This window comes from Citrobacter sp. EC_71, assembly GCF_019584005.1.
In the GTDB taxonomy this organism is placed as follows: domain Bacteria; phylum Pseudomonadota; class Gammaproteobacteria; order Enterobacterales; family Enterobacteriaceae; genus Citrobacter; species Citrobacter werkmanii.
Genome location: NZ_VDAY01000001.1, coordinates 1 through 22,982 on the forward strand (window position 1 = coordinate 1; position 22,982 = coordinate 22,982).

Annotated in this window: 26 protein-coding genes; 3 read left to right on the top strand and 23 right to left on the bottom strand. The window is 55.1% G+C overall.

The annotated features are described in order from the left end of the window. The 9 genes from FHD02_RS00005 to fkpA form a co-directional block, all read right to left on the bottom strand. The coding region (locus FHD02_RS00005) for a GTP-binding protein (protein WP_000031683.1) at window positions 1-289 on the bottom strand (289 nt) is incomplete at its 3' end. Between the two features lie 69 nt (window positions 290-358). Continuing rightward, entirely contained in the window at window positions 359-2,473 is a 2,115-nt protein-coding gene (gene fusA / locus FHD02_RS00010; protein WP_038634754.1) for an elongation factor G, read from the bottom strand. 96 nt (window positions 2,474-2,569) lie between these two features. Next, window positions 2,570-3,040, bottom strand: a complete 471-nt coding sequence (gene rpsG / locus FHD02_RS00015; protein ID WP_003023657.1) for a 30S ribosomal protein S7 — start codon at window positions 3,038-3,040, stop codon at window positions 2,570-2,572. Between the two features lie 95 nt (window positions 3,041-3,135). Next, complete coding sequence (gene rpsL / locus FHD02_RS00020) at window positions 3,136-3,510, bottom strand: 30S ribosomal protein S12 (RefSeq protein ID WP_003023654.1); 375 nt, start codon at window positions 3,508-3,510, stop codon at window positions 3,136-3,138. Window positions 3,511-3,635: 125 nt separating this feature from the next. After that, complete coding sequence (tusB, locus tag FHD02_RS00025) at window positions 3,636-3,923, bottom strand: sulfurtransferase complex subunit TusB (protein WP_038634759.1); 288 nt, start codon at window positions 3,921-3,923, stop codon at window positions 3,636-3,638. Window positions 3,924-3,930: 7 nt separating this feature from the next. Next, a complete protein-coding gene (gene tusC, locus FHD02_RS00030) occupies window positions 3,931-4,290 on the bottom strand; it encodes a sulfurtransferase complex subunit TusC (protein ID WP_042312086.1) in 360 nt (119 codons plus the stop codon). Then, a complete protein-coding gene (gene tusD / locus FHD02_RS00035) occupies window positions 4,290-4,676 on the bottom strand; it encodes a sulfurtransferase complex subunit TusD (protein WP_042312083.1) in 387 nt (128 codons plus the stop codon). Before tusD ends, tusC begins: the two co-directional genes overlap by 1 nt. Next, window positions 4,676-5,398, bottom strand: coding sequence for a transcriptional regulator (locus tag FHD02_RS00040; protein WP_003023643.1), 723 nt, complete (start codon window positions 5,396-5,398; stop codon window positions 4,676-4,678). Before FHD02_RS00040 ends, tusD begins: the two co-directional genes overlap by 1 nt. A 167-nt stretch (window positions 5,399-5,565) precedes the next feature. Continuing rightward, window positions 5,566-6,384: an FKBP-type peptidyl-prolyl cis-trans isomerase gene (gene fkpA / locus FHD02_RS00045; protein WP_042312080.1), complete on the bottom strand. Its 819-nt coding sequence runs from the start codon at window positions 6,382-6,384 to the stop codon at window positions 5,566-5,568. Between the two features lie 232 nt (window positions 6,385-6,616). Here fkpA and FHD02_RS00050 point away from each other — a divergent pair, with 232 nt between their 5' ends. Then, complete coding sequence (locus FHD02_RS00050) at window positions 6,617-6,835, top strand: protein SlyX (RefSeq protein WP_038634770.1); 219 nt, start codon at window positions 6,617-6,619, stop codon at window positions 6,833-6,835. Between the two features lie 113 nt (window positions 6,836-6,948). On the opposite strand, the gene slyD is transcribed toward FHD02_RS00050, so the two are convergent. The 4 genes from slyD to kefG all read right to left on the bottom strand — a co-directional run bounded on the left by slyD (window position 6,949) and on the right by kefG (window position 10,214). Then, window positions 6,949-7,554, bottom strand: coding sequence for a peptidylprolyl isomerase (slyD, locus tag FHD02_RS00055; RefSeq protein WP_003023634.1), 606 nt, complete (start codon window positions 7,552-7,554; stop codon window positions 6,949-6,951). Window positions 7,555-7,648: 94 nt separating this feature from the next. Continuing rightward, window positions 7,649-7,849: a YheV family putative zinc ribbon protein gene (locus FHD02_RS00060; RefSeq protein WP_005121675.1), complete on the bottom strand. Its 201-nt coding sequence runs from the start codon at window positions 7,847-7,849 to the stop codon at window positions 7,649-7,651. Between the two features lie 8 nt (window positions 7,850-7,857). Continuing rightward, entirely contained in the window at window positions 7,858-9,663 is a 1,806-nt protein-coding gene (kefB, locus tag FHD02_RS00065; protein ID WP_038634774.1) for a glutathione-regulated potassium-efflux system protein KefB, read from the bottom strand. After that, on the bottom strand, window positions 9,663-10,214 hold the full coding sequence (gene kefG, locus FHD02_RS00070; protein ID WP_024136663.1) for a glutathione-regulated potassium-efflux system ancillary protein KefG: 552 nt from the start codon (window positions 10,212-10,214) through the stop codon (window positions 9,663-9,665). The genes kefB and kefG overlap by 1 nt, the downstream gene beginning before the upstream one ends. Before the next feature lie 132 nt (window positions 10,215-10,346). Between kefG and FHD02_RS00075 the strand changes: the two genes are divergently transcribed. Together FHD02_RS00075 and FHD02_RS00080 are read left to right on the top strand one after the other, a co-directional pair. Further along, a complete protein-coding gene (locus tag FHD02_RS00075; protein ID WP_220393423.1) occupies window positions 10,347-12,251 on the top strand; it encodes an ABC transporter ATP-binding protein in 1,905 nt (634 codons plus the stop codon). Window positions 12,252-12,267: 16 nt separating this feature from the next. After that, complete coding sequence (locus tag FHD02_RS00080; protein WP_137361487.1) at window positions 12,268-13,200, top strand: LysR family transcriptional regulator; 933 nt, start codon at window positions 12,268-12,270, stop codon at window positions 13,198-13,200. Between the two features lie 89 nt (window positions 13,201-13,289). Here the strand turns inward: FHD02_RS00080 and mdcH are convergent, their stop codons facing one another. The 10 genes from mdcH to prs all read right to left on the bottom strand — a co-directional run bounded on the left by mdcH (window position 13,290) and on the right by prs (window position 22,911). Continuing rightward, entirely contained in the window at window positions 13,290-14,186 is an 897-nt protein-coding gene (mdcH, locus tag FHD02_RS00085) for a malonate decarboxylase subunit epsilon (protein ID WP_137361488.1), read from the bottom strand. Beyond that, a complete protein-coding gene (locus tag FHD02_RS00090) occupies window positions 14,183-14,803 on the bottom strand; it encodes a malonate decarboxylase holo-ACP synthase (protein ID WP_137361489.1) in 621 nt (206 codons plus the stop codon). Before FHD02_RS00090 ends, mdcH begins: the two co-directional genes overlap by 4 nt. 3 nt (window positions 14,804-14,806) lie before the next feature. Further along, entirely contained in the window at window positions 14,807-15,766 is a 960-nt protein-coding gene (locus tag FHD02_RS00095) for an AEC family transporter (protein WP_079225899.1), read from the bottom strand. Between the two features lie 123 nt (window positions 15,767-15,889). After that, window positions 15,890-16,690: a biotin-independent malonate decarboxylase subunit gamma gene (mdcE, locus tag FHD02_RS00100; protein WP_220393500.1), complete on the bottom strand. Its 801-nt coding sequence runs from the start codon at window positions 16,688-16,690 to the stop codon at window positions 15,890-15,892. Further along, window positions 16,690-17,523 carry a biotin-independent malonate decarboxylase subunit beta gene (locus FHD02_RS00105; protein ID WP_137361490.1) on the bottom strand — a complete coding sequence of 278 codons (834 nt, stop codon included), beginning with the start codon at window positions 17,521-17,523 and terminating at the stop codon, window positions 16,690-16,692. Before FHD02_RS00105 ends, mdcE begins: the two co-directional genes overlap by 1 nt. After that, a complete protein-coding gene (gene mdcC / locus FHD02_RS00110) occupies window positions 17,516-17,815 on the bottom strand; it encodes a malonate decarboxylase acyl carrier protein (RefSeq protein WP_137361491.1) in 300 nt (99 codons plus the stop codon). The genes FHD02_RS00105 and mdcC overlap by 8 nt, the downstream gene beginning before the upstream one ends. 17 nt (window positions 17,816-17,832) lie before the next feature. Further along, a complete protein-coding gene (locus tag FHD02_RS00115) occupies window positions 17,833-18,693 on the bottom strand; it encodes a triphosphoribosyl-dephospho-CoA synthase (RefSeq protein ID WP_220393424.1) in 861 nt (286 codons plus the stop codon). Beyond that, window positions 18,693-20,348: a malonate decarboxylase subunit alpha gene (gene mdcA, locus FHD02_RS00120; RefSeq protein ID WP_038634792.1), complete on the bottom strand. Its 1,656-nt coding sequence runs from the start codon at window positions 20,346-20,348 to the stop codon at window positions 18,693-18,695. Before mdcA ends, FHD02_RS00115 begins: the two co-directional genes overlap by 1 nt. A gap of 197 nt (window positions 20,349-20,545) precedes the next feature. After that, on the bottom strand, window positions 20,546-22,036 hold the full coding sequence (locus tag FHD02_RS00125) for a nicotinate phosphoribosyltransferase (protein WP_220393425.1): 1,491 nt from the start codon (window positions 22,034-22,036) through the stop codon (window positions 20,546-20,548). A gap of 14 nt (window positions 22,037-22,050) precedes the next feature. Further along, a complete protein-coding gene (prs, locus tag FHD02_RS00130) occupies window positions 22,051-22,911 on the bottom strand; it encodes a ribose-phosphate diphosphokinase (protein WP_137361494.1) in 861 nt (286 codons plus the stop codon). Window positions 22,912-22,982 lie beyond the last annotated feature (71 nt).

Genomic DNA, 22,982 nt, shown 5'->3' on the forward strand with positions numbered 1-22,982 from the left:
CAGCACCGGTGATCATGTTTTTAACATAGTCGGCGTGGCCCGGGCAGTCTACGTGTGCGTAGTGGCGAGTCGGGGTGTCATATTCAACGTGAGAAGTGTTGATGGTGATACCACGCGCTTTTTCTTCCGGCGCGTTATCGATCTGGTCGAATGCACGAGCAGCACCGCCGTAGGTTTTAGCCAGTACGGTGGTGATTGCAGCGGTCAGGGTAGTTTTACCGTGGTCAACGTGGCCGATGGTGCCGACGTTAACGTGCGGTTTTGTACGTTCAAATTTTTCTTTAGACACGGCTATATTCCTTACTATAGTGCTCTCCCCTATGGAGAGAGCACGGGACTTAGGTTTTAATCCTGTGGCTTATTTACCACGGGCTTCAATAACGGCCTGAGCAACGTTGTTCGGCGCATCGTCGTACTTCAGGAACTCCATGGAGTAAGAAGCACGGCCTTTGGTCAGAGAACGCAGCTGGGTTGCATATCCGAACATTTCAGACAGCGGAACTTCAGCATGGATAACAACGCCAGTGACGTTGGATTCCTGTCCACGAAGCATACCACGACGGCGGCTCAAGTCACCGATAACGTCACCGGTGTTCTCTTCCGGAGTCTCTACTTCAACCTTCATGATAGGCTCAAGCAGAACTGGTTTCGCTTTCTTAAAGCCATCTTTGAAGGCGATAGAAGCGGCCAGTTTAAACGCCAGCTCAGAGGAGTCAACGTCATGGTAAGAACCGAAGTGCAGACGCACGCCCAGATCAACAACCGGGTAACCAGCCAGCGGGCCGGATTTCAGCTGTTCCTGGATGCCTTTATCAACGGCCGGGATGTATTCGCCAGGAATTACACCACCTTTGATGTCGTTGATGAACTCGTAGCCTTTCGGGTTTGAACCCGGCTCCAGCGGGTACATGTCGATAACAACATGACCGTACTGACCGCGACCACCAGACTGCTTGGCGTGTTTACCTTCGATATCGGTAACTTTCGCGCGAATCGCTTCGCGGTAAGCAACCTGAGGTTTACCGACGTTCGCTTCAACGTTGAATTCACGCTTCATACGGTCAACGATGATGTCGAGGTGCAGTTCACCCATACCAGCGATAATAGTCTGGTTAGATTCTTCGTCAGTCCATACGCGGAAAGACGGGTCTTCTTTAGCCAGACGGCCCAGAGCCAGACCCATTTTTTCCTGGTCAGCTTTGGTTTTCGGTTCTACCGCGATGGAGATTACCGGCTCAGGGAATTCCATACGTTCCAGAATGATCGGGTGATCCGGGTCACACAGAGTGTCACCAGTGGTCACGTCTTTCAGACCGATTGCAGCAGCGATATCGCCCGCGCGAACTTCTTTGATCTCTTCACGTTTGTTGGCGTGCATCTGAACGATACGGCCAAAACGCTCACGTGCAGTTTTCACGGAGTTCAGGATGGTGTCACCGGAGTTAACCACACCAGAGTACACACGGAAGAAGGTCAGGTTACCCACGAACGGGTCAGTAGCGATTTTGAATGCCAGAGCAGCAAACGGCTCATCATCGCTAGCGTGACGCTCAGCCGGAGTATCTTTACCGTCGTCCAGAATACCGTTGATCGCAGGTACGTCGACTGGGGATGGCAGGTAATCAATTACCGCATCCAGCATCGCCTGAACACCTTTGTTCTTAAACGCAGAACCACAGGTTACCAGGATGATTTCGTTGTTCAGAACACGCTGACGCAGAGCTTTTTTGATCTCTTCTTCAGTCAGTTCTTCACCACCCAGGTATTTCTCCATCAGCTCTTCTGAAGCTTCTGCAGCGGACTCGATCAGGTTCTGGTGCCATTCGTCAGCCAGTTCCTGCATGTCAGCCGGGATATCTTCATAAGTGAAGGTTACGCCTGCATCTTCTTCGTTCCAGTTGATGGCTTTCATTTTCACCAGGTCAACAACACCGGTGAACGCTTCTTCAGCGCCAATCGCCAGCTGCAGCGGAACAGGGTTCGCGCCCAGACGGGTTTTGATCTGACCAACAACTTTCAGGAAGTTCGCACCCATACGGTCCATTTTGTTAACGAACGCAATGCGCGGAACTTTATATTTGTTTGCCTGACGCCATACGGTTTCAGACTGAGGCTGAACACCACCAACTGCGCAGTAAACCATTACTGCACCATCAAGCACACGCATGGAACGTTCTACTTCGATAGTGAAGTCAACGTGCCCCGGGGTGTCGATGATGTTTACGCGATGCGGTTCATACTGCTTAGCCATACCAGACCAGAATGCAGTAGTCGCTGCGGAGGTGATAGTAATACCACGCTCCTGCTCCTGCTCCATCCAGTCCATGGTGGCAGCGCCGTCATGAACTTCACCGATTTTATGGTTTACACCGGTGTAGAACAGAATACGTTCGGTAGTAGTGGTTTTACCGGCGTCGATGTGCGCACTGATACCGATGTTACGGTAGCGCGCGATGGGTGTTGTACGAGCCATTTGATTCCTCGTTTATCTTTTAGGCGTTCAATTTAAGTAGCCCAAAGCGGGCTGCTTACTAGAAGCGCCCGCCTGGTGACTAAAACTCCGAAGGGATTACCAACGGTAGTGTGCGAACGCCTTGTTGGCTTCTGCCATACGGTGAACGTCTTCACGTTTCTTAACTGCAGTACCTTTGTTTTCTGCAGCATCAGAAAGTTCGTTCGCCAGGCGCAGAGCCATGGATTTATCACCGCGTTTACGAGCAGCTTCAACGATCCAACGCATTGCCAGGGCATTACGACGGACCGGACGGACTTCAACTGGTACCTGATAAGTAGAACCACCAACGCGGCGAGACTTAACTTCGACAGTCGGGCGCACGTTTTCGAGAGCTACTTCGAAAGCTTCCAGTTCGTTTTTACCAGAACGCTGAGCCAGGGTCTCCAGCGCGCTGTATACGATAGTTTCGGCAGTAGATTTTTTACCATCTACCATCAGGATATTTACAAATTTAGCCAGCAGTTCTGATCCGAACTTCGGATCCGGCAGAATTTTACGCTGACCAATGACGCGACGACGTGGCATGGAAATACTCCGTTGTTAATTCAGGATTGTCCAAAACTCTAAGAGTTTAGTTTGACATTAATATAAAACGTTTGGCCTTACTTAACGGAGAACCATTAAGCCTTAGGACGTTTCACGCCATACTTGGAACGTGATTGCTTACGGTCTTTAACGCCGGAGCAGTCAAGCGCACCACGAACGGTGTGGTAACGAACACCCGGGAGGTCTTTTACACGACCGCCACGGATCAGGATCACGGAGTGCTCCTGCAGGTTGTGACCTTCACCACCGATGTAGGAAGTCACTTCAAAACCGTTAGTCAAACGAACACGGCAAACTTTACGCAGTGCGGAGTTCGGTTTTTTAGGGGTGGTAGTATATACACGAGTACATACGCCACGTTTCTGCGGGCATGCTTCCAGCGCAGGCACGTTGCTTTTTGCAACTTTGCGTGCACGTGGTTTGCGTACCAGCTGGTTAACTGTTGCCATTAAATAGCTCCTGGTTTTAGCTTTTGCTTCGTAAACACGTAATAAAACGACCTCATACAATATGAGGACGCAGAATTTTAGGTCGGTGTCGAAAAGGTGTCAAGAAATATACAACGATCCCGCAATTACCAGGACATCTGGTTGGGATGCTTCACCGTAAGTCTGACGAAGTCAGTATAGCTAACCCTGACGACACTGTCTGAAATTTGACCATCTAACCCGCGAGCTTTAATGTCTTCTTCCAGCACAGAGACCTTAATGGAGGCGTTTTGCAGACTTTCAAGGAAACGGCTTCCTTCTATTGCCGCCGTCACGCCATCCTGGAGCAATAAAAGTTCATCGTCTTTTTCAATCAGGCGAAGAAGAGAGGAGAAATCGGTAAGCCACGCGGAGCGGTGTAGTGTGTGCAGCATGAGAGTCTCAAAACCTTAAAATGACGTCATAGTTGCCTAGCTCACGGCGTAAATCTTCAGGTTCCAGCGCCGTGGCATCAACCACAAAATTAACACCCTGCTGAAGCCCCCGCTCACGTAATGAGGCGGCGCAAAGCCAACATTGATCGATATCGTACAACCCCAACAACTTGAACGTTGCGATATAGTCTCGTGCCAGGACGACGTCCGGTTGTTGACCCTGGAGGATCTGGAAGACGCCATCGCCGATAAAAAACACGCCGAGATCTTCCGTGAGCGCAGATGTCGCCAGTAATGCATCTAACCCTTCACGGCCGGATGCGCTGCCGTGCGGCACGGTAGAAAAAACAAAAGCAACACGTTTCATTAAAACTGCACCACGCGATCGCAGGTCAAGGACGCCTCAGCCAACGAACCCAGCCCGCTGAGATTAAAACCTGATTGTAAATTAGCACCTGCCAGTCCAAGCCGCTTTGCTTCAGCCTCATCAACAACACCACGACGCAACGCCGCAGCAACACAGATATTCAGCGTCACGCCATATTGTTGATTCAGCTGTTGCCAGGCCCGTACCAGATCATACTCATCGCTGGCGGGCGAAGTCAGGAAGTTAGCGTTATACACACCTTCACGATAGAAAAAGACGCTGCATAACTCATGCCCTTCTTTAAGTAGCGCGTGGGCAAATTGCAACGCGCTACTCGCCTGCTGTGTACCATAAGCAGGTCCCGTCACCATGATGGTAAAGCGCATTACTTGTCTTGCCCCTGGAAATCGCCGCTTTTGAACTGGCGAATATAGAGGTAGACCGTGTGCTTGGAGATATTCAACCGATCGGCGACCTGGTTAATCGCATCTTTAATATCGAAGATACCTTTCTCATACAGATTCAGGACAATCTGGCGGTTTTTCGCATTATTGGAAACATTGCGATCGGCATTCACTTCTTCGATCGTGAATTCCAGCGTCTGGGTGACCAAATCTTCTACAGAAGAAGCAAAGTTCACGGCAGAACCCACTTCTGGGGTTTCCGGTGGGATAAAGGTATTCATTATCTGCGAGAATGGCACATCGAGGTTCATGTTGATGCACAGCAGACCAATCACGCGATGCTCTCGGTTACGAATGGCAATCGTCACCGACTTCATCAAGACACCGCTTTTCGCGCGCGTGAAGTAACACTTCGACACGCTGCTATCCGCACCCGTCATATCATGCAGCATACGCAATGCAAGGTCGGTTATCGGTGAGCCAATTTTACGGCCCGTGTGTTCACCGTTCGCAATGCGGATAGCCGAGCATTTCAAATCCTGCAAAGAGTGCAATACGATTTCACAATGGGAACCAATGAGCATCGCCAACCCGTCCACTACCGCTTCATAGGATTTAAGGATATCGAAGTCAGTTTGATCGAAAGGACGTTGATCCAGTAAATCTAGCTCACTGGTTTCGTTGGTTAAAAGCGACCTGGACATGAAAAAAAGCACTCCTTTTCAGGAGCCTGTCGTTATGTTGTCAGGGCAGGCTCATCACTATTATAGGGGCATCTAAAGTAATACAGCGCACAAGGCGCTTTCCAGTATTAATTATATTCTGTCGATAATAAAAAACCGCCGCCCTGTGGGCGGCGGTTACTGTTCGCTTACTTTTTGCTGCTGTCTGCAGCTTTATCGGCCGGTGCAGCATCTGGCTGCGCCTCGGCTTTCGGTGCCGGTTTGATATCTAACAGTTCAACATCAAACACCAGCGTAGAGTTGGCCGGAATACCCGGAACGCCGGTTTTGCCGTAAGCCAGATCTGGTGGGATAACCAGCTGAATTTTACCGCCTTTCTTGATATTTTTCAGGCCTTCGGTCCAGCCAGGGATAACACCATCAAGACGGAAAGAGAGCGGCTCGCCACGGGTGTAGGAGTTGTCAAACTCTTTACCATCAATCAGCGTACCTTTGTAGTTTACAACCACGGTATCGCTGTCTTTCGGCGCTGCGCCAGTACCTTCTTTCTCTACTTTGTAGATCAAGCCAGTGGAAGAGGTTTTAACGCCTTTCTCTTTAGCAAATTTCTCACGGTAAACTTTACCTTTGGCTTCATTGTCAGCCGCGTCTTTTTCCATTTTCGCCTGAGCGGAACTCTTCACACGCGCTTCAAACGCCTGCAAAGTTTGTTCGATTTCCTGGTCGGACAGTTTGCTCTTGTCAGCAAACGCATCCTGAACGCCAGCGATCAGCTGATCTTTATCCAGTTTGATGCCCAGCTTTTCCTGCTCTTTCAGGGAGTTTTCCATATAACGACCCAGGGACGCGCCCAGCGCGTAAGCGGCTTTTTGGTCGTCATTCTTGAATGCTGCTTTGCTGTCAGCAGTAGCGGCTGGTTTCGCAGCATCAGCAGCGAAGGTGATCGGGGCATGCAGAGCAACAGCCATTGTGGTCGCCAGCAGCGTTACTTTAAACAGTGATTTCATCCATCTCTCCAGGGCCGGGGCATCTCACCCCAGGGTTATCTAACATAAAAATGTACTATAAAGCGTTGCAGAACAAATCAACATACAGGCACGCCCTATTATCACCACTTTTCAGACTCTTTTTGTTTAAATTAGTTTCGTTGCTGAAGATTGAGTGCTGTGCAAACAGGCAAAGTTAAGTAGAATTCGCCGCAGTCCGCGATCTGCCGGAGAAAAAAGAAAGAGGTGAATCATGCAGGATACAACATTGGAAACTCGCCTGGCCGAGCTGGAAAGCCGCCTGGCATTTCAGGAAATCACCATTGAAGAGCTCAACGTGACGGTAACTGCGCATGAACTGGAAATGGCCAAACTACGCGATCATCTGCGTCTGCTGACTGAGAAGCTGAAAGCCACGCAGCCGTCCCACATCGCGTCTCAGTCCGAAGAGACCCCGCCGCCACATTATTGAGACGTAAAAAAAGCGGGGATATCCCCGCTTTTTTGTGCCGGATGACGACGTAAACGTCTTATCCGGCCTACAGTAGGCCTGATAAGCGTAGCGCCATCAGGCAATCATACCGATCAGTGGCAACCGCAGCCGCCGCCGTTACCTTTACCGCCACCGCCGCAGCAGCCTTCGCCACCGTGCTCGTGACCATGATCGTGGCCGTGACCACCGCAGCAACCATCGTGACCGTGGTCATGATCGTGGTCGTGACCGTGCGCGCCGTGAACGTGGCCATGAGCCAGTTCTTCTTCGGTCGCTTCGCGGATAGCAACAACTTCTACGTTGAATTTCAGGTTCTGACCAGCCAGCATGTGGTTACCGTCAACCACAACGTGGTCGTCTTCCACTTCGGTAATTTCTACCGGTACTGGACCCTGGTCAGTTTCAGCCAGGAAACGCATGCCAACCTGCAGTTCGTCAACGCCCATGAAGACGTCTTTAGGAACGCGCTGCACCAGGTTTTCGTCGTACTGACCGTACGCGTCGTTTGCGCCAACAGCAACGTCGAATTTGTCGCCAACTTCATGACCGTCCAGCGCTGTTTCCAGGCCAGAAATCAGAGAACCGTGACCATGCAGGTAGTCCAGCGGTGCACTCACCGGAGACTCATCAACCAACACACCGTCTTCTGTACGTACCTGATAGGCCAGGCTGACCACCAGGTCCTTTGCTACTTTCATGATATCTCCTGAGCATGGAAAGAATAGTGGCGCAGATTGTAGCGGAATTCTGCACCTGTGTACCCTCTAGCTTAAAAAAAGCTGCGCCATATCGCTAGTCCGGATGAAAAATCCCGATCACTTGCTCTTCTTTGCGAACATGTTCGCGCGCCTCTTTATCGGCTTCCCGCATCTGATGACCACACTTAACACACTCAACAATATCGATATTATTTTCGCGCCACATCGCCAGCGAATCCTGTGCCTGGCAGGACGGACATTTTGCGCCTGCAATAAAACGTTTACGAATTGCCATGATTACCTCTACTCAAATTCATCCCAGCCATCCAGCTGACGTCGTTCTTGCTGCATCTCACGCTGGAAGATCTCCTCCAGTTCACGCCGGGCTTCCCTGGCTCGCGAGATTTGTACCGTGTCGGTATGCATGGGGATCAGTTCCCGCAACATGCGCATATCGAGCCGCCGAAAATGCAGCTGAGCACGCTGAGCCTGGTGCGGATGCATCCCCAACGTAACCAGCGTTTTACGCCCCAGCTCCAGCGCACTGGAGAAGGTTTCGCGGGAAAACTGCGTCACACCAGCCTGTAATAACTCATGTGCCTCTACACGTCCGCGCGCTCGCGCAAGAATATGTAAATGCGGAAAGTACTGTTGGCAAAGTTCCACCAGTTTCATGGTGTCTTCGGGTTCATTACAAGTAATGACGATGGATTGTGCCGCTTCAGCCCCCGCGGAACGCAGCAGATCCACTTGGGTGGCATCACCGTAATAGACCTTATAGCCATATTTGCGCATCAAATTCACCGCGCTGATATCTCGCTCCAGGACGGTAATACGCATTTTATTGGCCATCAGTAAGCGACCGATAACCTGACCAAAACGCCCAAACCCCACGACAATGACCTGCGGTTTATCATCCTCCACCCAGGGTTTTTCATCTTCTTCATCCGGGCCGTTAAACTGGCGGGAGAGCCATTTATCAATCAGCTTCATCACCAGCGGCGTGGTCATCATCGACAACGTGACGGTCACCAGCAGTAGCGCCATTTGATCGCCCTGAAACAGTCGTTGCGAGGATGCCGTTGAAAACAGCACGAAAGCGAATTCACCGCCCTGGCTTAACACGCCGGCAAACTGCATTCGTTCAGAGCTTCTCATGCCGTTCAGTCGTGCCAGCACATACAGCACCAGCATTTTTACGACCACCAGCACGATTACGCTCGCCGCTACCCACAGAATATGGGTATAGAGCACGCCGAGATTGAGCGACATGCCAACGGAGATAAAAAACAGTCCGAGCAACAGACCTTTAAAAGGATCGATTGCCGTTTCCAACTCATGGCGGTATTCGCTTTCCGCCAGCAGCACGCCCGCGATAAACGTTCCCAGCGCCATCGACAATCCCAGCGCATCCATAAATAGCGCAGAACCCAGTACCAGCAGCAGCGTAGCAGCGGTGAACACTTCCCGCACGCCAGAACCCGCAATGAAGCGGAAAACAGGGCGCAGCAAATAGCGTCCGCCAATCAACATGCCGGCGAAAGCCAACACCTTCATGCCCACTTTGATCCAGTCAAAATGTTCATCGGCAGACCCCGCCAGCAGTGGAACCAGCGCCAGTGCAGGGATCACTGCCAAATCCTGGAACAGCAGCACAGAAAAACCCAGTTGCCCGGATTCGCTACGGTTCATGCCTTTTTCGCGCATCAACTGTAGCGCCATAGCGGTCGATGACATCGCCAGACCAATGCCGCCGACCACTGCCGCTTGCCAGGAGAACGCAGTGAGCATCAGCAAGCCAGCCAGCACCACTGCGCTCAGCATCACCTGCGCGGCACCGACACCAAAAATTGAACGCCGCAATTGCCATAACTTGGCCGGGTTAAGTTCCAGCCCAATGATGAACATCAAAAAGACGACGCCCAGTTCGGAAAAGTGCAGGATTTCATCCACATCGCTAATGAATCCTAATCCCCACGGGCCGATAGCGATCCCCGCCAGCAAGTACCCTAATACCGGGCCAATACCCAGCCGCGATGCCAGCGGCACCGCAGCTACCGCCGCAAAGAGGAACAACACTCCCGCTGTCAATAAATCAGAGCCTTCCATCAGCGGCCTCCCACAGGAATCGGATTCACCAGCCAGTCACCGTACGCTTTAGCATGACTGTCCAGTTCCTGCTTCGTTTGCCGCCTTGCCCAGTAAACAATGATTGGGCTCATCCAGTGCATGCGGCACATACCGGCCGTTAGTTCAAAAGGGCGCAGTACATCGCTCATCGGATAACGGTTCAGCGCGTCATAACGGTATGCGCTTTCGGGTTCACCGGTGGTAATGACGCTTCGCCAGTACTTTCCCGCCAGTTGATTCCCTCCGGGACCGCTGGCAAATCCGCGGCTCAGTACGCGGTCAAACCACTCCTTTAACAGCGCCGGGCAGCTATAGGTGTAGAGAGGATGTTGAAAAACAATCACATCATGCTCACGCAGCAGCGCCTGTTCATGCGGAATATCGATAAAAAAATCAGGATAGTGCGCGTAAAGGTCGTGCACGGTAACATTGCTGAGCTGCATGGCCGGTTTAAGCAGAACACGGTTCGCGACCGAGTCCTGAGATTCCGGATGGGCATACAGCAGCAAGACTTTCGCTGGCTGGAACATCATCCCCCTCCCGGTTTTGTCTTTTGTCTATTTTCGACGTTTTGGGCTACCATTGCGCCTCGGTGCGGCAAACGGCCCGCACATTACATTATCATAATGATAAATTAACATAGTCTGAACATACGGCGCCTTATGATTGTTTTCTCATCGTTACAAATTCGTCGCGGCGTGCGCGTCTTGCTGGACAATGCCACGGCCACCATTAATCCAGGGCAGAAGGTTGGCCTGGTGGGTAAAAATGGCTGCGGTAAATCTACCCTGCTGGCATTGCTGAAAAATGAACTCAGCGCCGACGCTGGAGGATTTACCTATCCGGGAAACTGGCAGCTCGCGTGGGTGAATCAGGAAACGCCTGCGTTGCCACAGCCCGCGCTGGAGTACGTCATTGACGGCGACCGCGAGTATCGTCAACTGGAAGCGCAGTTGAACGACGCCAACGAACGTAACGATGGACATGCCATTGCCACCGTCCATGGCAAGCTGGATGCCATCGACGCCTGGACCGTGCGCTCACGCGCCGCCAGCCTGCTGCATGGCCTCGGCTTCTCCAACGAACAGCTTGAGCGCCCGGTCAGCGACTTCTCCGGTGGCTGGCGTATGCGTCTCAACCTGGCCCAGGCGCTGATTTGCCGTTCAGACCTACTGCTGCTCGATGAACCCACCAACCACCTCGATCTCGACGCGGTGATCTGGCTGGAAAGATGGCTGAAAAGCTATCAGGGCACGCTGATTTTGATCTCCCACGATCGCGACTTTCTCGATCCGGTGGTGGATAAAATTATTCATATCGAACAGCAAACCATGTTCGAGTACACCGGCAACTACAGCGCGTTTGAAATCCAGCGTGCGACCCGCCTCGCACAGCAACAGGCAATGTACGAAAGCCAGCAGGAGCGCGTGGCGCATCTGCAAAGCTATATCGATCGTTTCCGCGCTAAAGCAACGAAAGCAAAACAGGCGCAGAGCCGTATCAAAATGCTGGAACGCATGGAGCTAATTGCCCCTGCGCATGTCGACAACCCGTTCCACTTCAGCTTCCGTCAACCGGAAAGCCTGCCAAACCCGCTCTTGAAGATGGAGAAGGTCAGCGCCGGCTATGGCGATCGCGTCATTCTCGATTCGATCAAACTGAATCTGGTGCCGGGTTCACGCATCGGCCTGCTCGGTCGTAACGGCGCGGGTAAATCAACCCTGATTAAGCTGCTGGCGGGCGAACTGGCCCCCATCAGCGGTGAAATCGGGCTCGCCAAGGGCATTAAACTGGGTTACTTCGCACAGCATCAGCTGGAGTTTTTACGTGCCGATGAATCGCCCATCCAGCATCTGGCGCGCATGGCGCCGCAGGAGCTGGAGCAGAAACTGCGCGACTACCTCGGCGGATTCGGCTTCCAGGGCGATAAAGTCAGCGAAGAGACTCGCCGCTTCTCCGGCGGTGAAAAGGCGCGTCTGGTACTGGCACTGATCGTCTGGCAGCGCCCGAACCTGCTGCTGCTTGATGAACCGACTAACCACCTGGATTTGGATATGCGTCAGGCGCTGACCGAAGCGCTGATCGATTTCGAAGGCGCGCTGGTCGTGGTCTCGCACGACCGTCATCTGATTCGCTCCACCACCGACGACCTCTATCTGGTGCACGACAAGAAAGTCGAGCCGTTTGACGGCGATCTGGAAGATTATCAACAGTGGCTGAGCGATGTGCAGAAACAGGAAAACCAGAGCGACGAACCGGCGAAGGAGAGCGTGAACAGCGCCCAGGCGCGTAAGGATCAGAAGCGTCGCGAAGCTGAACTCCGCACCCTAACGCAGCCGCTGCGTAAAGAGATTACCCGTCTGGAAAAAGAGATGGAAAAACTCAACGCCCAGCTGGCGCAGGCGGAAGAGAAGCTCGGCGACAGCAGCCTGTACGACCCTAGCCGTAAAGCGGAAATGACCGAGTGTCTGCAGCTGCAGGCCAGCGCCAAATCCGGGCTGGAGGAGTGCGAAATGGCGTGGCTGGAGGCGCATGAGCAGCTCGAACAGATGATGCAGAACGACTAACCTCCGAGGGCGGCCGATGAACCTGTCAATCACCGATGACATTACCTTCCGCAAGCTGACCATCTTCATGACCTTTATGGAGAAGGGCAACATCGCCCGTACCGCCGAGGTGCTGAATATCAGCGGCGTTAGCGTTCACCGGGCGTTGCACACGCTGGAAGAGAACGTTCGTTGCCCGCTGTTCGTCCATAAAGGCCGCAACCTGATAGCCCAGCCCGCAGCGTGGACGCTGCTGGAGTACTGTCAGGAAGTCACCCAACTGATGGAACGCGGGCTGGAAGAGGCCCGCAAAACGGCGGGCGTCGGTCAGGGCCGTTTACGTGTGGGCACGCTCTACTCGCTGACGCTGGAGACGGTACCGCACCTGATTATGGGCATGAAGCTGCGCCGCCCGGATCTGGAGCTGGACCTCACCATGGGCTCTAACGAGGCGCTGCTGAAAATGCTGGAAGATGGCGTGCTGGACGCCATCCTCATCTCCATTTCAGAAAGCGAAATCGACCGCAAAAGCCTCGAAGTGCTGCCCCTGTTCCACGACGATATCTACCTTGCCGCGCCGATGACCGCTGGGCTGGATACCACCGCGAAGGCGGACCTGCGCCACTATCGCCATGAAAAGTTTGTCTCGCTGGCGGAAGGGTTTGCCACCTACGCCGGTTTCCAGGAAGCGTTTCATATCGCCGGATTTGAGCCGGAGATCGTCACGCGGGTGAACGACATCTTCTCCATGCTCAGTCTGGTACAGGCAGGGGTGGGTTTCTGTTTGATGCCGGGGCGAATGAAGAAGATGTATGAAAATACCGTGAAGCTGCAAAAGCTCGCCGAGCCGTATCAGATGCAGCAGCTTATCGCCATCGTCTTTGCCCGCAACCGCGAGCGCGACCCAAGCCTGCTGGCGCTGGCCGCCGAAGGGCGCATGTACGCCAGAGCGCTGAACCAGAACGCCTGATTGCCGGATGGCGACGCTACGCGTCTTATCCGGCCTACATCAGGTGCAAGCCGTAGGCCCGATAAGCGCAGCGCCATCGGGCCATCACATCATGCGCGAAGGCGTTTTGCCAGGTGCACAGCAACATCCACGCCGCTGCGTTCCAGGGCGATAGACTCCCCTTCCCACGCTGCCTGACGCGTCAGGCAGGTCAGCACGCCACCGGGTGGCATTTCAATCGCCAGCCGCGCTTCACGTTCGTTAGCGGAGATAACCGCCTCCTGCCAACGCACCGTGCGCGCCATATTCATCGCCAGATCGTCGGCAATGCGTTCCGGCTGCCACAGCACGCGCCCGGTACTGCCGCTCAGATAGGCGTAGCGTGGACGAGAAAGCGTCACATGGCTGAACGCCTCAACCAGCTTTTGTGCAGGCTCGGCCAGCAGTTCACAGTGGGACGGCACGCTCACCGCCAGCCGATGCACTTTGCTGGCGCCTTTTTCCAGCGCCCGCTTCGCCACGCAGGCCATCGCTTCATCGCTACCCGCAATCACAATCTGCGTTTCCGCGTTCAGGTTGGCGATATAGGTGCCGCTGCCGTCGACCAGTGACTCAACCTGCGACAGGGTTAGCCCCATAATGGCCGTCAGACCGTAACCATGTGGGTATGCTTGCTCCATTAAGTCACCGCGCAGCGCCACCAGCCGCAGCGCATCGCTGAATTCCAACGCACCCGCGATAACCGCTGCCGGATAAGCACCGATCGACAGCCCGCTCACGATATCGGGCGCTACGCCACGACGTTCCAGCTCACGCGCCCAGGCAACGCCGGCAATCAGCAGAGACAGCTGAACGGCTCGGGTATGTTTCAACGCTTCAGGGCTATCCAGCATATCCACCTCGGCCCCCAACACGTCACGCGCCTGGGTCAGTTCGGTCCCCGGAAGGTTTTGCAGCATACCTGCGTGCTGCGTTCCCTGCCCCGGAAAGGTAAACAGAATTTTCATGACTCCTCCCTGCCCCACGGGTCGCGGACCAACTGCGGCCCCTGTGAGGTTTTTAACAGCGCTTTACCGTCACGCAGCCATTCGTTGAGGGCAAACGCGCCACAGGGCGTTTCCACCTGGGTATCCGCCCGGCACAGCCCGCCCGTCAGTTGCTGCTGCCACATCGCCAGCGGCTCGCGTGCCAGCGGCTGCGGCGCGCGGATCAGCAGATCCAGATCGCTTGCCGCGTGGATAACCGGGATCCCGGTCGCCAGCGCATAGCCGGTACTCCCGGTAATACCCCACGTCCACGGCCACGCCTGCTGCGCCAATAACAAAGCCACCTGAACCGGTGGCTGAGAGATAAAGGGCGAACGCAGCAGCGACAGCGGATCCACCAGCGATTCCGGCGAGCAGACGCGAACGACCGCCTCCGCTTTTACCCAACCGGCGGCGCGCTGCTCACGTTTCATCCCGCGGACACCCACGGGAATGCGCCCCTGCGCATCAACATCACGCCGCACCACTACCGGCAGACCGCTATGCCAGACGGTATCCACCCAGGATTCCGTGACATCTTCGAGCGCGTCGCGCGCGTTCAGCCAGATTAAGTCGTGTGGACGTAATGTTGTGCTCATGATTTAGATTCCTGAAGTCAGCGAGATAAACAGCGGCAGCGACAGGATACACAGTACCGAGCTCAACAGCAGCACGGCTTCTGCATCCGGCGACTGCACGCCAAAGCGGTTACCGAATACCACACCGAAGAAGCCCGCGGACAGCGCAATCATCAGGATAGCGGTAATCGCTACGGAGCCATGCAGGCCGAAAATCAGCACGATACCCCAGGCAATCGCTGGTTGAATCAGCAGTTTAGCGATAGTTGAGGTGATCACCACGGTGTTAATCTGCAGTTTACGCGCAGAGAGGATCACACCAGTCAGGAACAGCGCCGCCGCAGTAGCAGACAGACCCAGCGGTTTAATAGCCGCCAGCACCAGTTCCGGCATTTTAATACCAATGGCAGAGAGGATAACCCCCAACAGCGGGCCCATCACGATCGGTTTTTTAATCGAACGCCACATCAGCACCGGCAGCATGGAGAGCGTAGAACCGGAGTTACCGCCTTCCGCGCGCGCTTTCTCACGTTCGAGGATCAGCAGGCAGAACGGCGTCATCAGCACAGAGCCGCAGGCGATGGAAACGGCAACGGAAAGCGAGGTGGAAGAGGTTTCACCCAGCACGCTACCCAGAATCGGCAGACCCAGCGCGGCGTAGTTTGGCAGCGCAACGGTCAGGGTCAGCACGGCGGCATCCTGTGGAGATTTCTTGAAAACTTTGGTCGCCATAAAGTAGATGGCGGCATAGGTAATCCACATTGCCAGCGTCAGCACCACAATCAGCGGCGACTGCGCAACGATGCCAGCCCACGGCGTCTGTACGGTTGCGCTAAACAGCGCTGCAGGCAATGCAAAGTCCATCACGAAGATATTGAGCAGGGAGACATTCTTGTTATCCACCATTTTGGCCTTCCCGGCCCAGAATCCCAGTAACATAATGACGAAAATCGGAGCAAGAGCATGAACAATTACGTAAGTCATATTTCACCTGTAATGAAAAAAAGTTAGCACTGGCGCGATGATTATTATTTTTTCAGATGCAGCTGCCCGCATGGGCGCGGAAAGCGCCCATGAAGCCGTACATCCGGCAGGTCTCTTTTTTACTTACCAGCTTGCTCGCATGCGTTCGCGTACGAGGGCAGAGCTGCGGCGATTGTCGGCACCCAGACGGCTTTTCAGCGTCGGGTCCTGACGAGCGTCATTGATGGCCTGTTGCAGCGTGGTTTTCACCAGCGCCAGATCGGAAGCAGAAGGCGCGTCCGGATTGCTGATATCCAGCAGATTTTCCAGCAGCCCCAGGGTGGCGTAGTTGCTGATGTCATACGCCATTGGCGGAATGGTCGCCGCCAGTTTTTCCAGCGCGTCAACGGTACGCAGGGTGATGCGCGCCGCCGACTCTTTACCCATCGCATGGATCAGCACTCCTTTATCGTTAAAGGCGATCAGGCGGTTTGCCTGGTAGCCGTGCGCCAGAAACGCGCCGGACATCGCTTTACCGACAATCAGGCCAATCACCGGGTGGCCCGCCAGACGCGCGTTGGCATACGCCGCCGCGGCACCGGCCAGCGCCTGGTGAATGCCGAAACCTTCTTCACGGCGACCGTAGGCCTGACTCGGCACGTCGATCACCGCCACAATCGGCCGCTTGACGGCTTTATCGGCATCAGCGGCGATGGTTTCACTCACCACTTTCGCCAGCGTCCAGCCTTCCAGCAGACCTACTTCGCCTTTGGCTGCGCGTGGATAATGGTTATTGGCATCGGGAACGACCGCGATAAAACGCGCGGTTTCACCGTTCAGCTCGCCGTCGGCAGCCTGGACGGACGGACACAGGCCCTCGATACGTTTAGCGTTTGGCACCAGGGTTTCCAGCCATAATTGGCCACGGCTCATTGCGTTACTCATCATTTCACCTCCCGGGCAAAGAGCGCATGAATCTGTTCGGTATCGGCCTGTTTGCGCGTGTCGAAGTTGGTCAGACGATCGAGATACCAGTCGTAGTTATCGGTTCGATGTTTTGCCGGTACGCCTTTGGCCAGCGCCTCGTTCATGGCGGCTTTGACCGCGTTGACGCCGTCGTCGACCAGCGCTTCCACCAGCCCGCTTTGGTAGCGAATTTCGCCACCGGTCATGCTCCAGATAAACGGACGGTCGCGGGAGTCGTACTCTTCAATCCCGGCTTCCTGTTCGATAACCTGCGGGCCGTTGAGGCCGAGACGCGCTTCGCGGGTGACAATCAGATAGCTGCATAGCGCCGCCGCGATGGACATCCCACCGAAGCAGCCCACGGTACCGGCGACAATGCCGACCACCGGGGTATAACGGCGCAGGTCCACAATCGCCGCGTGAATATCGGCAATCGCCGCGAGGCCAAGGTTGGCTTCCTGCAAGCGCACGCCGCCGGTTTCCAGGCTCAGTACCGCCTGAGTCGGGATGCCGTTGCGGTTATCTTCCGCCGCCAGCTCCAGCGCCGCCGCCATTTTGGCGCCGGACACTTCGCCCATACTGCCGCCCTGGAACGCTCCTTCAATCGCCACCACCACTGCCGGTTTGCCGTTAATGGTGCCTTTCGCCACCACCATGCCGTCATCGGCCTGCGGGACGATGCCCTGCGCGCCGAGCCACGGCGACATCACGCCTTCAAACGGGTCGAGCAGTTCACGGTAGCTGCCTTCGTCCAGCAGCGCGTGCGCACGCTGGCGTGCTTTTAATTCGATAAAACTGCGATCATCACGCATAGCTCACCTCTTCAAATACCTGTTCGATACGAATGCGCGCCACACCCGGCGTCGCGCCGAAGTCATGGATCGTCAGTTTGCCCGCCGGCAGGCTGCTGACCGTTTGCAGACGGTTGAACAGCGCTTCCCAACGGCTGATGCTGTTATCGACAGAAGTGGTGATATCAATGGTTAACGTCTGGCCCTGGTCGGCGGTGAATAACACCTCCATATCCCCGGAGCCCACAACGCCTGCCAGCGCTTTGCCGCTTAAGGTGCGGCTGGCCGGTACGGTTAACGTAATGTGTTCCATAACATCCTCTTAATGCTTTAAATACGGCGATTCGACGTGATTTCGACGCGATCGAGAAATAGCGTGGCGGCGAGCAGGTCAGCCGCGCCGCCCGGCGAGGCGTTCAGCGCCAGCATCTGGCTATCCAGTTCCGCTAATGCCGCCTGACCCGCCGGGTGCGCGCTGCCGCCTGCATTCAACACGGCGCGCGCGCCGTCCTGCATGGCATCAAGCCCTTCCAGCCCGGCACGAGAAAGTACGCAGGTATCGGTCAGCGAGGTCATGATGGCCATCAGCGCATCCAGCCTCGCGTGCGTCTCGCTACTACCGCGCAGGCGGCTTAAACGCAGCTGCGGTAGCGCACGCTGCATCACGTGCGGAAACGCCTGCTTCGCCTCTTCTCTGGCACCCGGCACCTGATAACGGTGGGTGGCGCGTAGCCCTTTACTGAAGACCTTCGGCGCGGCGGCATCCGGCAGTTTTGCCAGCTCGGCGGCGGTCATCGCTACCTGCTGCGCGCTGCCCACGCCGCCGTGCATCGCCACCGCGCTGACCAGCAGCCCCAGCGCCCAAATCGCGCCGCGGTGGGTATTCACGCCGTCGGTGGCGGCCATCATCTGTTTCTCACCTTCTCGGCCTAGTCGCCCTACGGTTTGTCTCAGCGCAATATCGGCTGGCCGCTGCCAGCTCTGTTGCGCAAGCGCTTGAAACGTGGGGGTCAGGCTGTGCGCGGAGCGCTCCATTAGCGCAAGCGATAAATCGTGGTGCGCGCCGTTACCCCGACTGTCCACCAGACCGGGTTTCGGGCTTAATCGTGCTTCGTCAATCAGACACTGCGTGGCGGTTCGCGCCAGCCATTCGGCACCGCCTTCAACCTGAATCTGGGGCAGAAGTTTCATTACCAGCTCCGGAATTTCGCAGGTGGGTTGTAAAGACCGCCGGACCATTCCACCAGGTCAGCGACGCTACCGGCTGCCAGCAGCGAACGGGTGGCGTCGGTACGACGAATGCCCATATCTTCCGGATAGACTACTTTGCCGCTCTGGCGCAGTTCAGCAACGCGTTTCGCGTCAACGCCCAGACCGATATCGGTGATACCGGCAACCGCAGCAACCATCGCGCGGCGTTCTTCCAGATCTTTGGCGCGGTAGAGGTAGGCGATACCTTCTTCAGTCAGCACGTGGGTCACGTCGTCGCCGTAGATCATTACTGGAGCCAGCGGCATACCGGAGGCTTTCGCCACGTCTACCGCATCCAGTTTCTCAACGAAGGTTGGCTTCACGCCGGCCTGGAAGGTTTCCACCATCTGTACGACCAGTTTTTTACCGCGCTGCATCGGATCCGGTTCGGTGATCATGTTCAGCCAGGCTGGGGTCGCGTGGCGACGACCGTGCGGATCGTGACCCATATTCGGCGCGCCGCCGAAGCCGGAGAGGCGGCCGCGGGTCACCGTTGAGGAATTGGCGTAGCCGTCAACCTGCAGGGTCGAACCGATAAACATATCCACCGCGTACTGACCTGCCAGCTGGCAGAAAGCACGGTTGGAACGCATCGAGCCGTCGGAACCGGTGAAGAAGATATCCGGACGGGCGCGGATGTACTCTTCCATCCCCAGTTCGCCGCCGAAGCAGTGCACGCTTTCTACCCAGCCGCTTTCAATCGCCGGGATCAGCGTCGGATGCGGGTTCAAAGTCCAGTGTTTACAGATTTTGCCCTTCAGCCCCAGCTGTTCGCCGTAGGTCGGCAGCAGCAGTTCGATAGCGGCAGTGTTGAAGCCGATACCGTGGTTCAGCGACTGCACCTGGTGCTCCGCGTAGATGCCTTTAATCGCCATCATCGCCATCAGGATATGTTCCTGTTTAATCAGGCGCGGGTCACGGGTAAACAGCGGTTCGATAAAGAACGGCTTGTCGGCGACAACCACGTAGTCAATCCAGGAACCCGGAATATCCACGCGCGGCAGGTCGCATTCGTCATCCACCAGTTCGTTCACCTGCGCGATGACAATGCCATCGTGGAACGCGGCGGCTTCCACCAGCGCTGGCGTATCTTCGGTGCTCGGCCCGGTGTAGAGGTTGCCTTTACGGTCAGCCTTATAACCGGCAATCAGCGCCACGTTCGGGGCCAGGTCGACGTAAAGACGGGAGTAAAGTTCGATGTAAGTATGGATGGCGCCGATTTCCAGCTGACCATCTTCCAACAGCTGCGAGATACGCAGGCTCTGGGTGCCGGAGAAGGAGAAATCCAGCTTGCGGGCGATGCCTTTTTCAAAGATATCCAGATGCTCGCTGCGCCCGACGCTTGGCATGATCATGTGCAGGTCATGCACAATCTGCGGGTTCACCTCAGCCAGCATACGGGACAAGAAATCTGCCTGCTTTTGGTTATTCCCTTCTAATACCACGCGGTCACCCGGCGCGATCAGTTTTTCCAGCATCGCGGTCAGGTCTGCGGTCGGCAGCACCTTACCCTGCACCGGAACGGAGGCCAGACGGCGCTGTTTTTCCGTGCGGCGGGTGTTCCAGACTCGTGCTGGCGTTTGCCCAGATAACATTATTAACCTCCTGATTCAGCTAATCATTTTGATTGCTTAACACTGGAAAGAGTGTGCACCCTGGTGAGAAAGTCATCAATTAAGCGTAGGAAAGAATCATTAGCTTGAGAGTAATAATTGAAGTAACCATTTGTGACGATGATCAATTTACGCCGGGAGGGAGGAGGAAGCGGGTAATGCTACCCGCTTGCGGGAAATTACCTTTGCGCCGCCAGACGCTGGCGGATTTCGTCGAAATGCTGACGGTTAAACAGCTTGCCGTTGAGAAAACGAGTTTTCAGTTCCCCTTCCTGCTCTTGCTCCCAGGTCTGTTCGTCATGCAGGCATAAATCGCCTGCTTCATTCCTCGTCACACGCAGCAAACCACGGGCAGAGCGTTTTAAGCCATTATCGGTTTTCGGCTCTTTAAAGATCGTCCGCCCTTTACCGTCGACTTCTCCCCACGTAGCCTTCATCGCAAAACCGAAGGTGTCACGCGTGTTGTACTGATAGGTAAAAGAACCGACGCCAAACACCACATTTGAACTGGCAAAACCTTTCGCTTCCAGACGACGCAGGATCTCATTCGCCCGCTCAAGGGTGATGGAATCGCCATAAATCAGCCCCACATGTGGGTCGAGCACCTTGTAGCCTTTGGCGTTAACCGTGCCGCCAAATATCTCCCACAGCACCTCCACAGAGCCTTTCTCCTGTGCCGTACGATCGGCTCGGGTATCCTCATCCGCGCCAGTACCGCACAGGATCTCAACCGGGTTACCGCTGTCCGGACGGAAAACCACCCGTCCCTCCCGCGCCAGAATGATGTTCTTCAGCTCGCGGGTGTACTCCGTCAGTACCTGCCAGTAATCCCACGTATCAGAGACAATCGACACAAATCCCTGCGGGTAGAGATCGGCAATCAGGCGGCGGAAGGTTTCAATCTCATGCTCACGCTCCCCCATACACATCACGCTGTGCTCGGTCGCCGGAATGCTGGCGCCGATAAAATAGGGCTCGCCGTCGGTGTAATAATCGCGGGCGTACAGCAGAGATGGAATACTGTCGGTCCCTTTAAAGCTCAACAAGTGGCCGCTGCCCGCCTGCATGGTGTCCTGCAATCCGGCCATACCGCGAAAGGAAAAGTCATGGCACTGGAAGTCCAGGTGCGTCAGCTCGCTACAGGTTTTCTGTGCCCAGCGCGCGCAGATTTTACGATAGTGATGAGCAATGGTGGCATTTGTTGACGCCTTCCACAGTTCTGCCGACAGCACGGTCTCCAGGTAATTCACCAACCAGAAAAACTCAGGTTGGGTATTGATGATAGTTAAAACGGGCACCGCCATCGGCACTTTGCTGCCTTCATCCAGCGCTTTGATGTGCAGCGGCAAATAGCCCAACTGATGCAGGGCGCGGATATGATCAACTGCTACCGCATCTTTGCCGAGATAGCTGTCCATGACCTGTTTGTATTCCCTGACCACCTCGTCTTCCGGACGGGCAAAGAACGCCTCGTTAAACAGATCAACCAGAAACCACTGCAGAAAACCTTGCAGACCAAAAAACACCAGTTTTCCATCCACCAACGGCGAGGAGAAAAAGCGATCGCTGCGCGGGGTAAAGTTGGAATACACGCGGCTGGTTCCTTGCGGATACTGTACGCGGTGAGAAACTTTGTAGCCGTCGATAGCCAGAATCGGGTTCATTTTCATAATCAGTATCTCCCTCAGGCGCGGTAAATCGCGTCAATATCGATAAGCTCAAGCTGCGGATGTTCCAGCGTCGGGGCAGCGAAAGAGGTGGTGGTGTAGATAGCATCAATACCGTTCGCAAACAGGTGTTCGACGCCCTTAGTGAAAAGACCGTGGGTAACATACAGGCTGACGCTACGGGCGCCAGCATCACGGAGTACCTGCGCAGAGCCGATGAACGTACCGCCGGCATCACACAGGTCATCAACAATCAGCATATCCCTGCCCCTCACGTCTCCAGCCACTAAAGCAAATCCCGTCAGCTTGCCACTTGCTACATCGCGTTTTTTGCTCAGGACGGCGTACTCCGCTACACCGACCGCTCTGGCAACGGCATCAATTTTCTTCAGCGCTCCGGCATCGGGGGCGACCAGCATTAGCGTTTTTTGCTGGAACTGGCGCTGCAAAGTCGCGCTGTGCAGCAGGCAAGTCTCTTGTGAAATCGCCACAAAATTATTGATAGCTGCCGCCGCCGCGTCGCTGTGCGGATCGAGCACCTTCACCTTATCGAATTGCAGCGTATTGAGCTGGCTGGCAAAGACTTTCAGCGCAAAGCTATCACCCGCCACCATATGGCGATCCTGACGTGCCCACGGCAACCAGGGAAGCTCGAGATGACTGACCAGTACATCCGTTTGATGGCGAACCGCCTCCACCAGTTGCGCCAACAGCATAAAGTCGTTCATGTCGCGCATCGCCGTCGCACGAATGCGCATCAGACGAGCAAAGGGAGGTAATACTTCAGTAACCTTCAACCAGACGGCGCCATCAGGAAAAACACCGTGTGTCACTCCGTAGCTCTGGTCGTCCAACGTTAGTGTCAGTTTTATGCTCATCACGCTCACCTTTAATTGTGTCCCTTCGACACAATCAATAATGTCCCTAAGACACATATTAAGCAAGCACA

Coding starts and splice junctions, on each gene's coding strand:
- fusA (WP_038634754.1), bottom strand. CDS start 2,473: ATGGCTCGTACAACACCCATCGCGCGCTACCGTAACATCGGTATCAGT.
- rpsG (WP_003023657.1), bottom strand. CDS start 3,040: ATGCCACGTCGTCGCGTCATTGGTCAGCGTAAAATTCTGCCGGATCCG.
- rpsL (WP_003023654.1), bottom strand. CDS start 3,510: ATGGCAACAGTTAACCAGCTGGTACGCAAACCACGTGCACGCAAAGTT.
- tusB (WP_038634759.1), bottom strand. CDS start 3,923: ATGCTGCACACACTACACCGCTCCGCGTGGCTTACCGATTTCTCCTCT.
- tusC (WP_042312086.1), bottom strand. CDS start 4,290: ATGAAACGTGTTGCTTTTGTTTTTTCTACCGTGCCGCACGGCAGCGCA.
- tusD (WP_042312083.1), bottom strand. CDS start 4,676: ATGCGCTTTACCATCATGGTGACGGGACCTGCTTATGGTACACAGCAG.
- FHD02_RS00040 (WP_003023643.1), bottom strand. CDS start 5,398: ATGTCCAGGTCGCTTTTAACCAACGAAACCAGTGAGCTAGATTTACTG.
- fkpA (WP_042312080.1), bottom strand. CDS start 6,384: ATGAAATCACTGTTTAAAGTAACGCTGCTGGCGACCACAATGGCTGTT.
- FHD02_RS00050 (WP_038634770.1), top strand. CDS start 6,617: ATGCAGGATACAACATTGGAAACTCGCCTGGCCGAGCTGGAAAGCCGC.
- slyD (WP_003023634.1), bottom strand. CDS start 7,554: ATGAAAGTAGCAAAGGACCTGGTGGTCAGCCTGGCCTATCAGGTACGT.
- FHD02_RS00060 (WP_005121675.1), bottom strand. CDS start 7,849: ATGGCAATTCGTAAACGTTTTATTGCAGGCGCAAAATGTCCGTCCTGC.
- kefB (WP_038634774.1), bottom strand. CDS start 9,663: ATGGAAGGCTCTGATTTATTGACAGCGGGAGTGTTGTTCCTCTTTGCG.
- kefG (WP_024136663.1), bottom strand. CDS start 10,214: ATGTTCCAGCCAGCGAAAGTCTTGCTGCTGTATGCCCATCCGGAATCT.
- FHD02_RS00075 (WP_220393423.1), top strand. CDS start 10,347: ATGATTGTTTTCTCATCGTTACAAATTCGTCGCGGCGTGCGCGTCTTG.
- FHD02_RS00080 (WP_137361487.1), top strand. CDS start 12,268: ATGAACCTGTCAATCACCGATGACATTACCTTCCGCAAGCTGACCATC.
- mdcH (WP_137361488.1), bottom strand. CDS start 14,186: ATGAAAATTCTGTTTACCTTTCCGGGGCAGGGAACGCAGCACGCAGGT.
- FHD02_RS00090 (WP_137361489.1), bottom strand. CDS start 14,803: ATGAGCACAACATTACGTCCACACGACTTAATCTGGCTGAACGCGCGC.
- FHD02_RS00095 (WP_079225899.1), bottom strand. CDS start 15,766: ATGACTTACGTAATTGTTCATGCTCTTGCTCCGATTTTCGTCATTATG.
- mdcE (WP_220393500.1), bottom strand. CDS start 16,690: ATGAGTAACGCAATGAGCCGTGGCCAATTATGGCTGGAAACCCTGGTG.
- FHD02_RS00105 (WP_137361490.1), bottom strand. CDS start 17,523: ATGCGTGATGATCGCAGTTTTATCGAATTAAAAGCACGCCAGCGTGCG.
- mdcC (WP_137361491.1), bottom strand. CDS start 17,815: ATGGAACACATTACGTTAACCGTACCGGCCAGCCGCACCTTAAGCGGC.
- FHD02_RS00115 (WP_220393424.1), bottom strand. CDS start 18,693: ATGAAACTTCTGCCCCAGATTCAGGTTGAAGGCGGTGCCGAATGGCTG.
- mdcA (WP_038634792.1), bottom strand. CDS start 20,348: ATGTTATCTGGGCAAACGCCAGCACGAGTCTGGAACACCCGCCGCACG.
- FHD02_RS00125 (WP_220393425.1), bottom strand. CDS start 22,036: ATGAAAATGAACCCGATTCTGGCTATCGACGGCTACAAAGTTTCTCAC.
- prs (WP_137361494.1), bottom strand. CDS start 22,911: ATGAGCATAAAACTGACACTAACGTTGGACGACCAGAGCTACGGAGTG.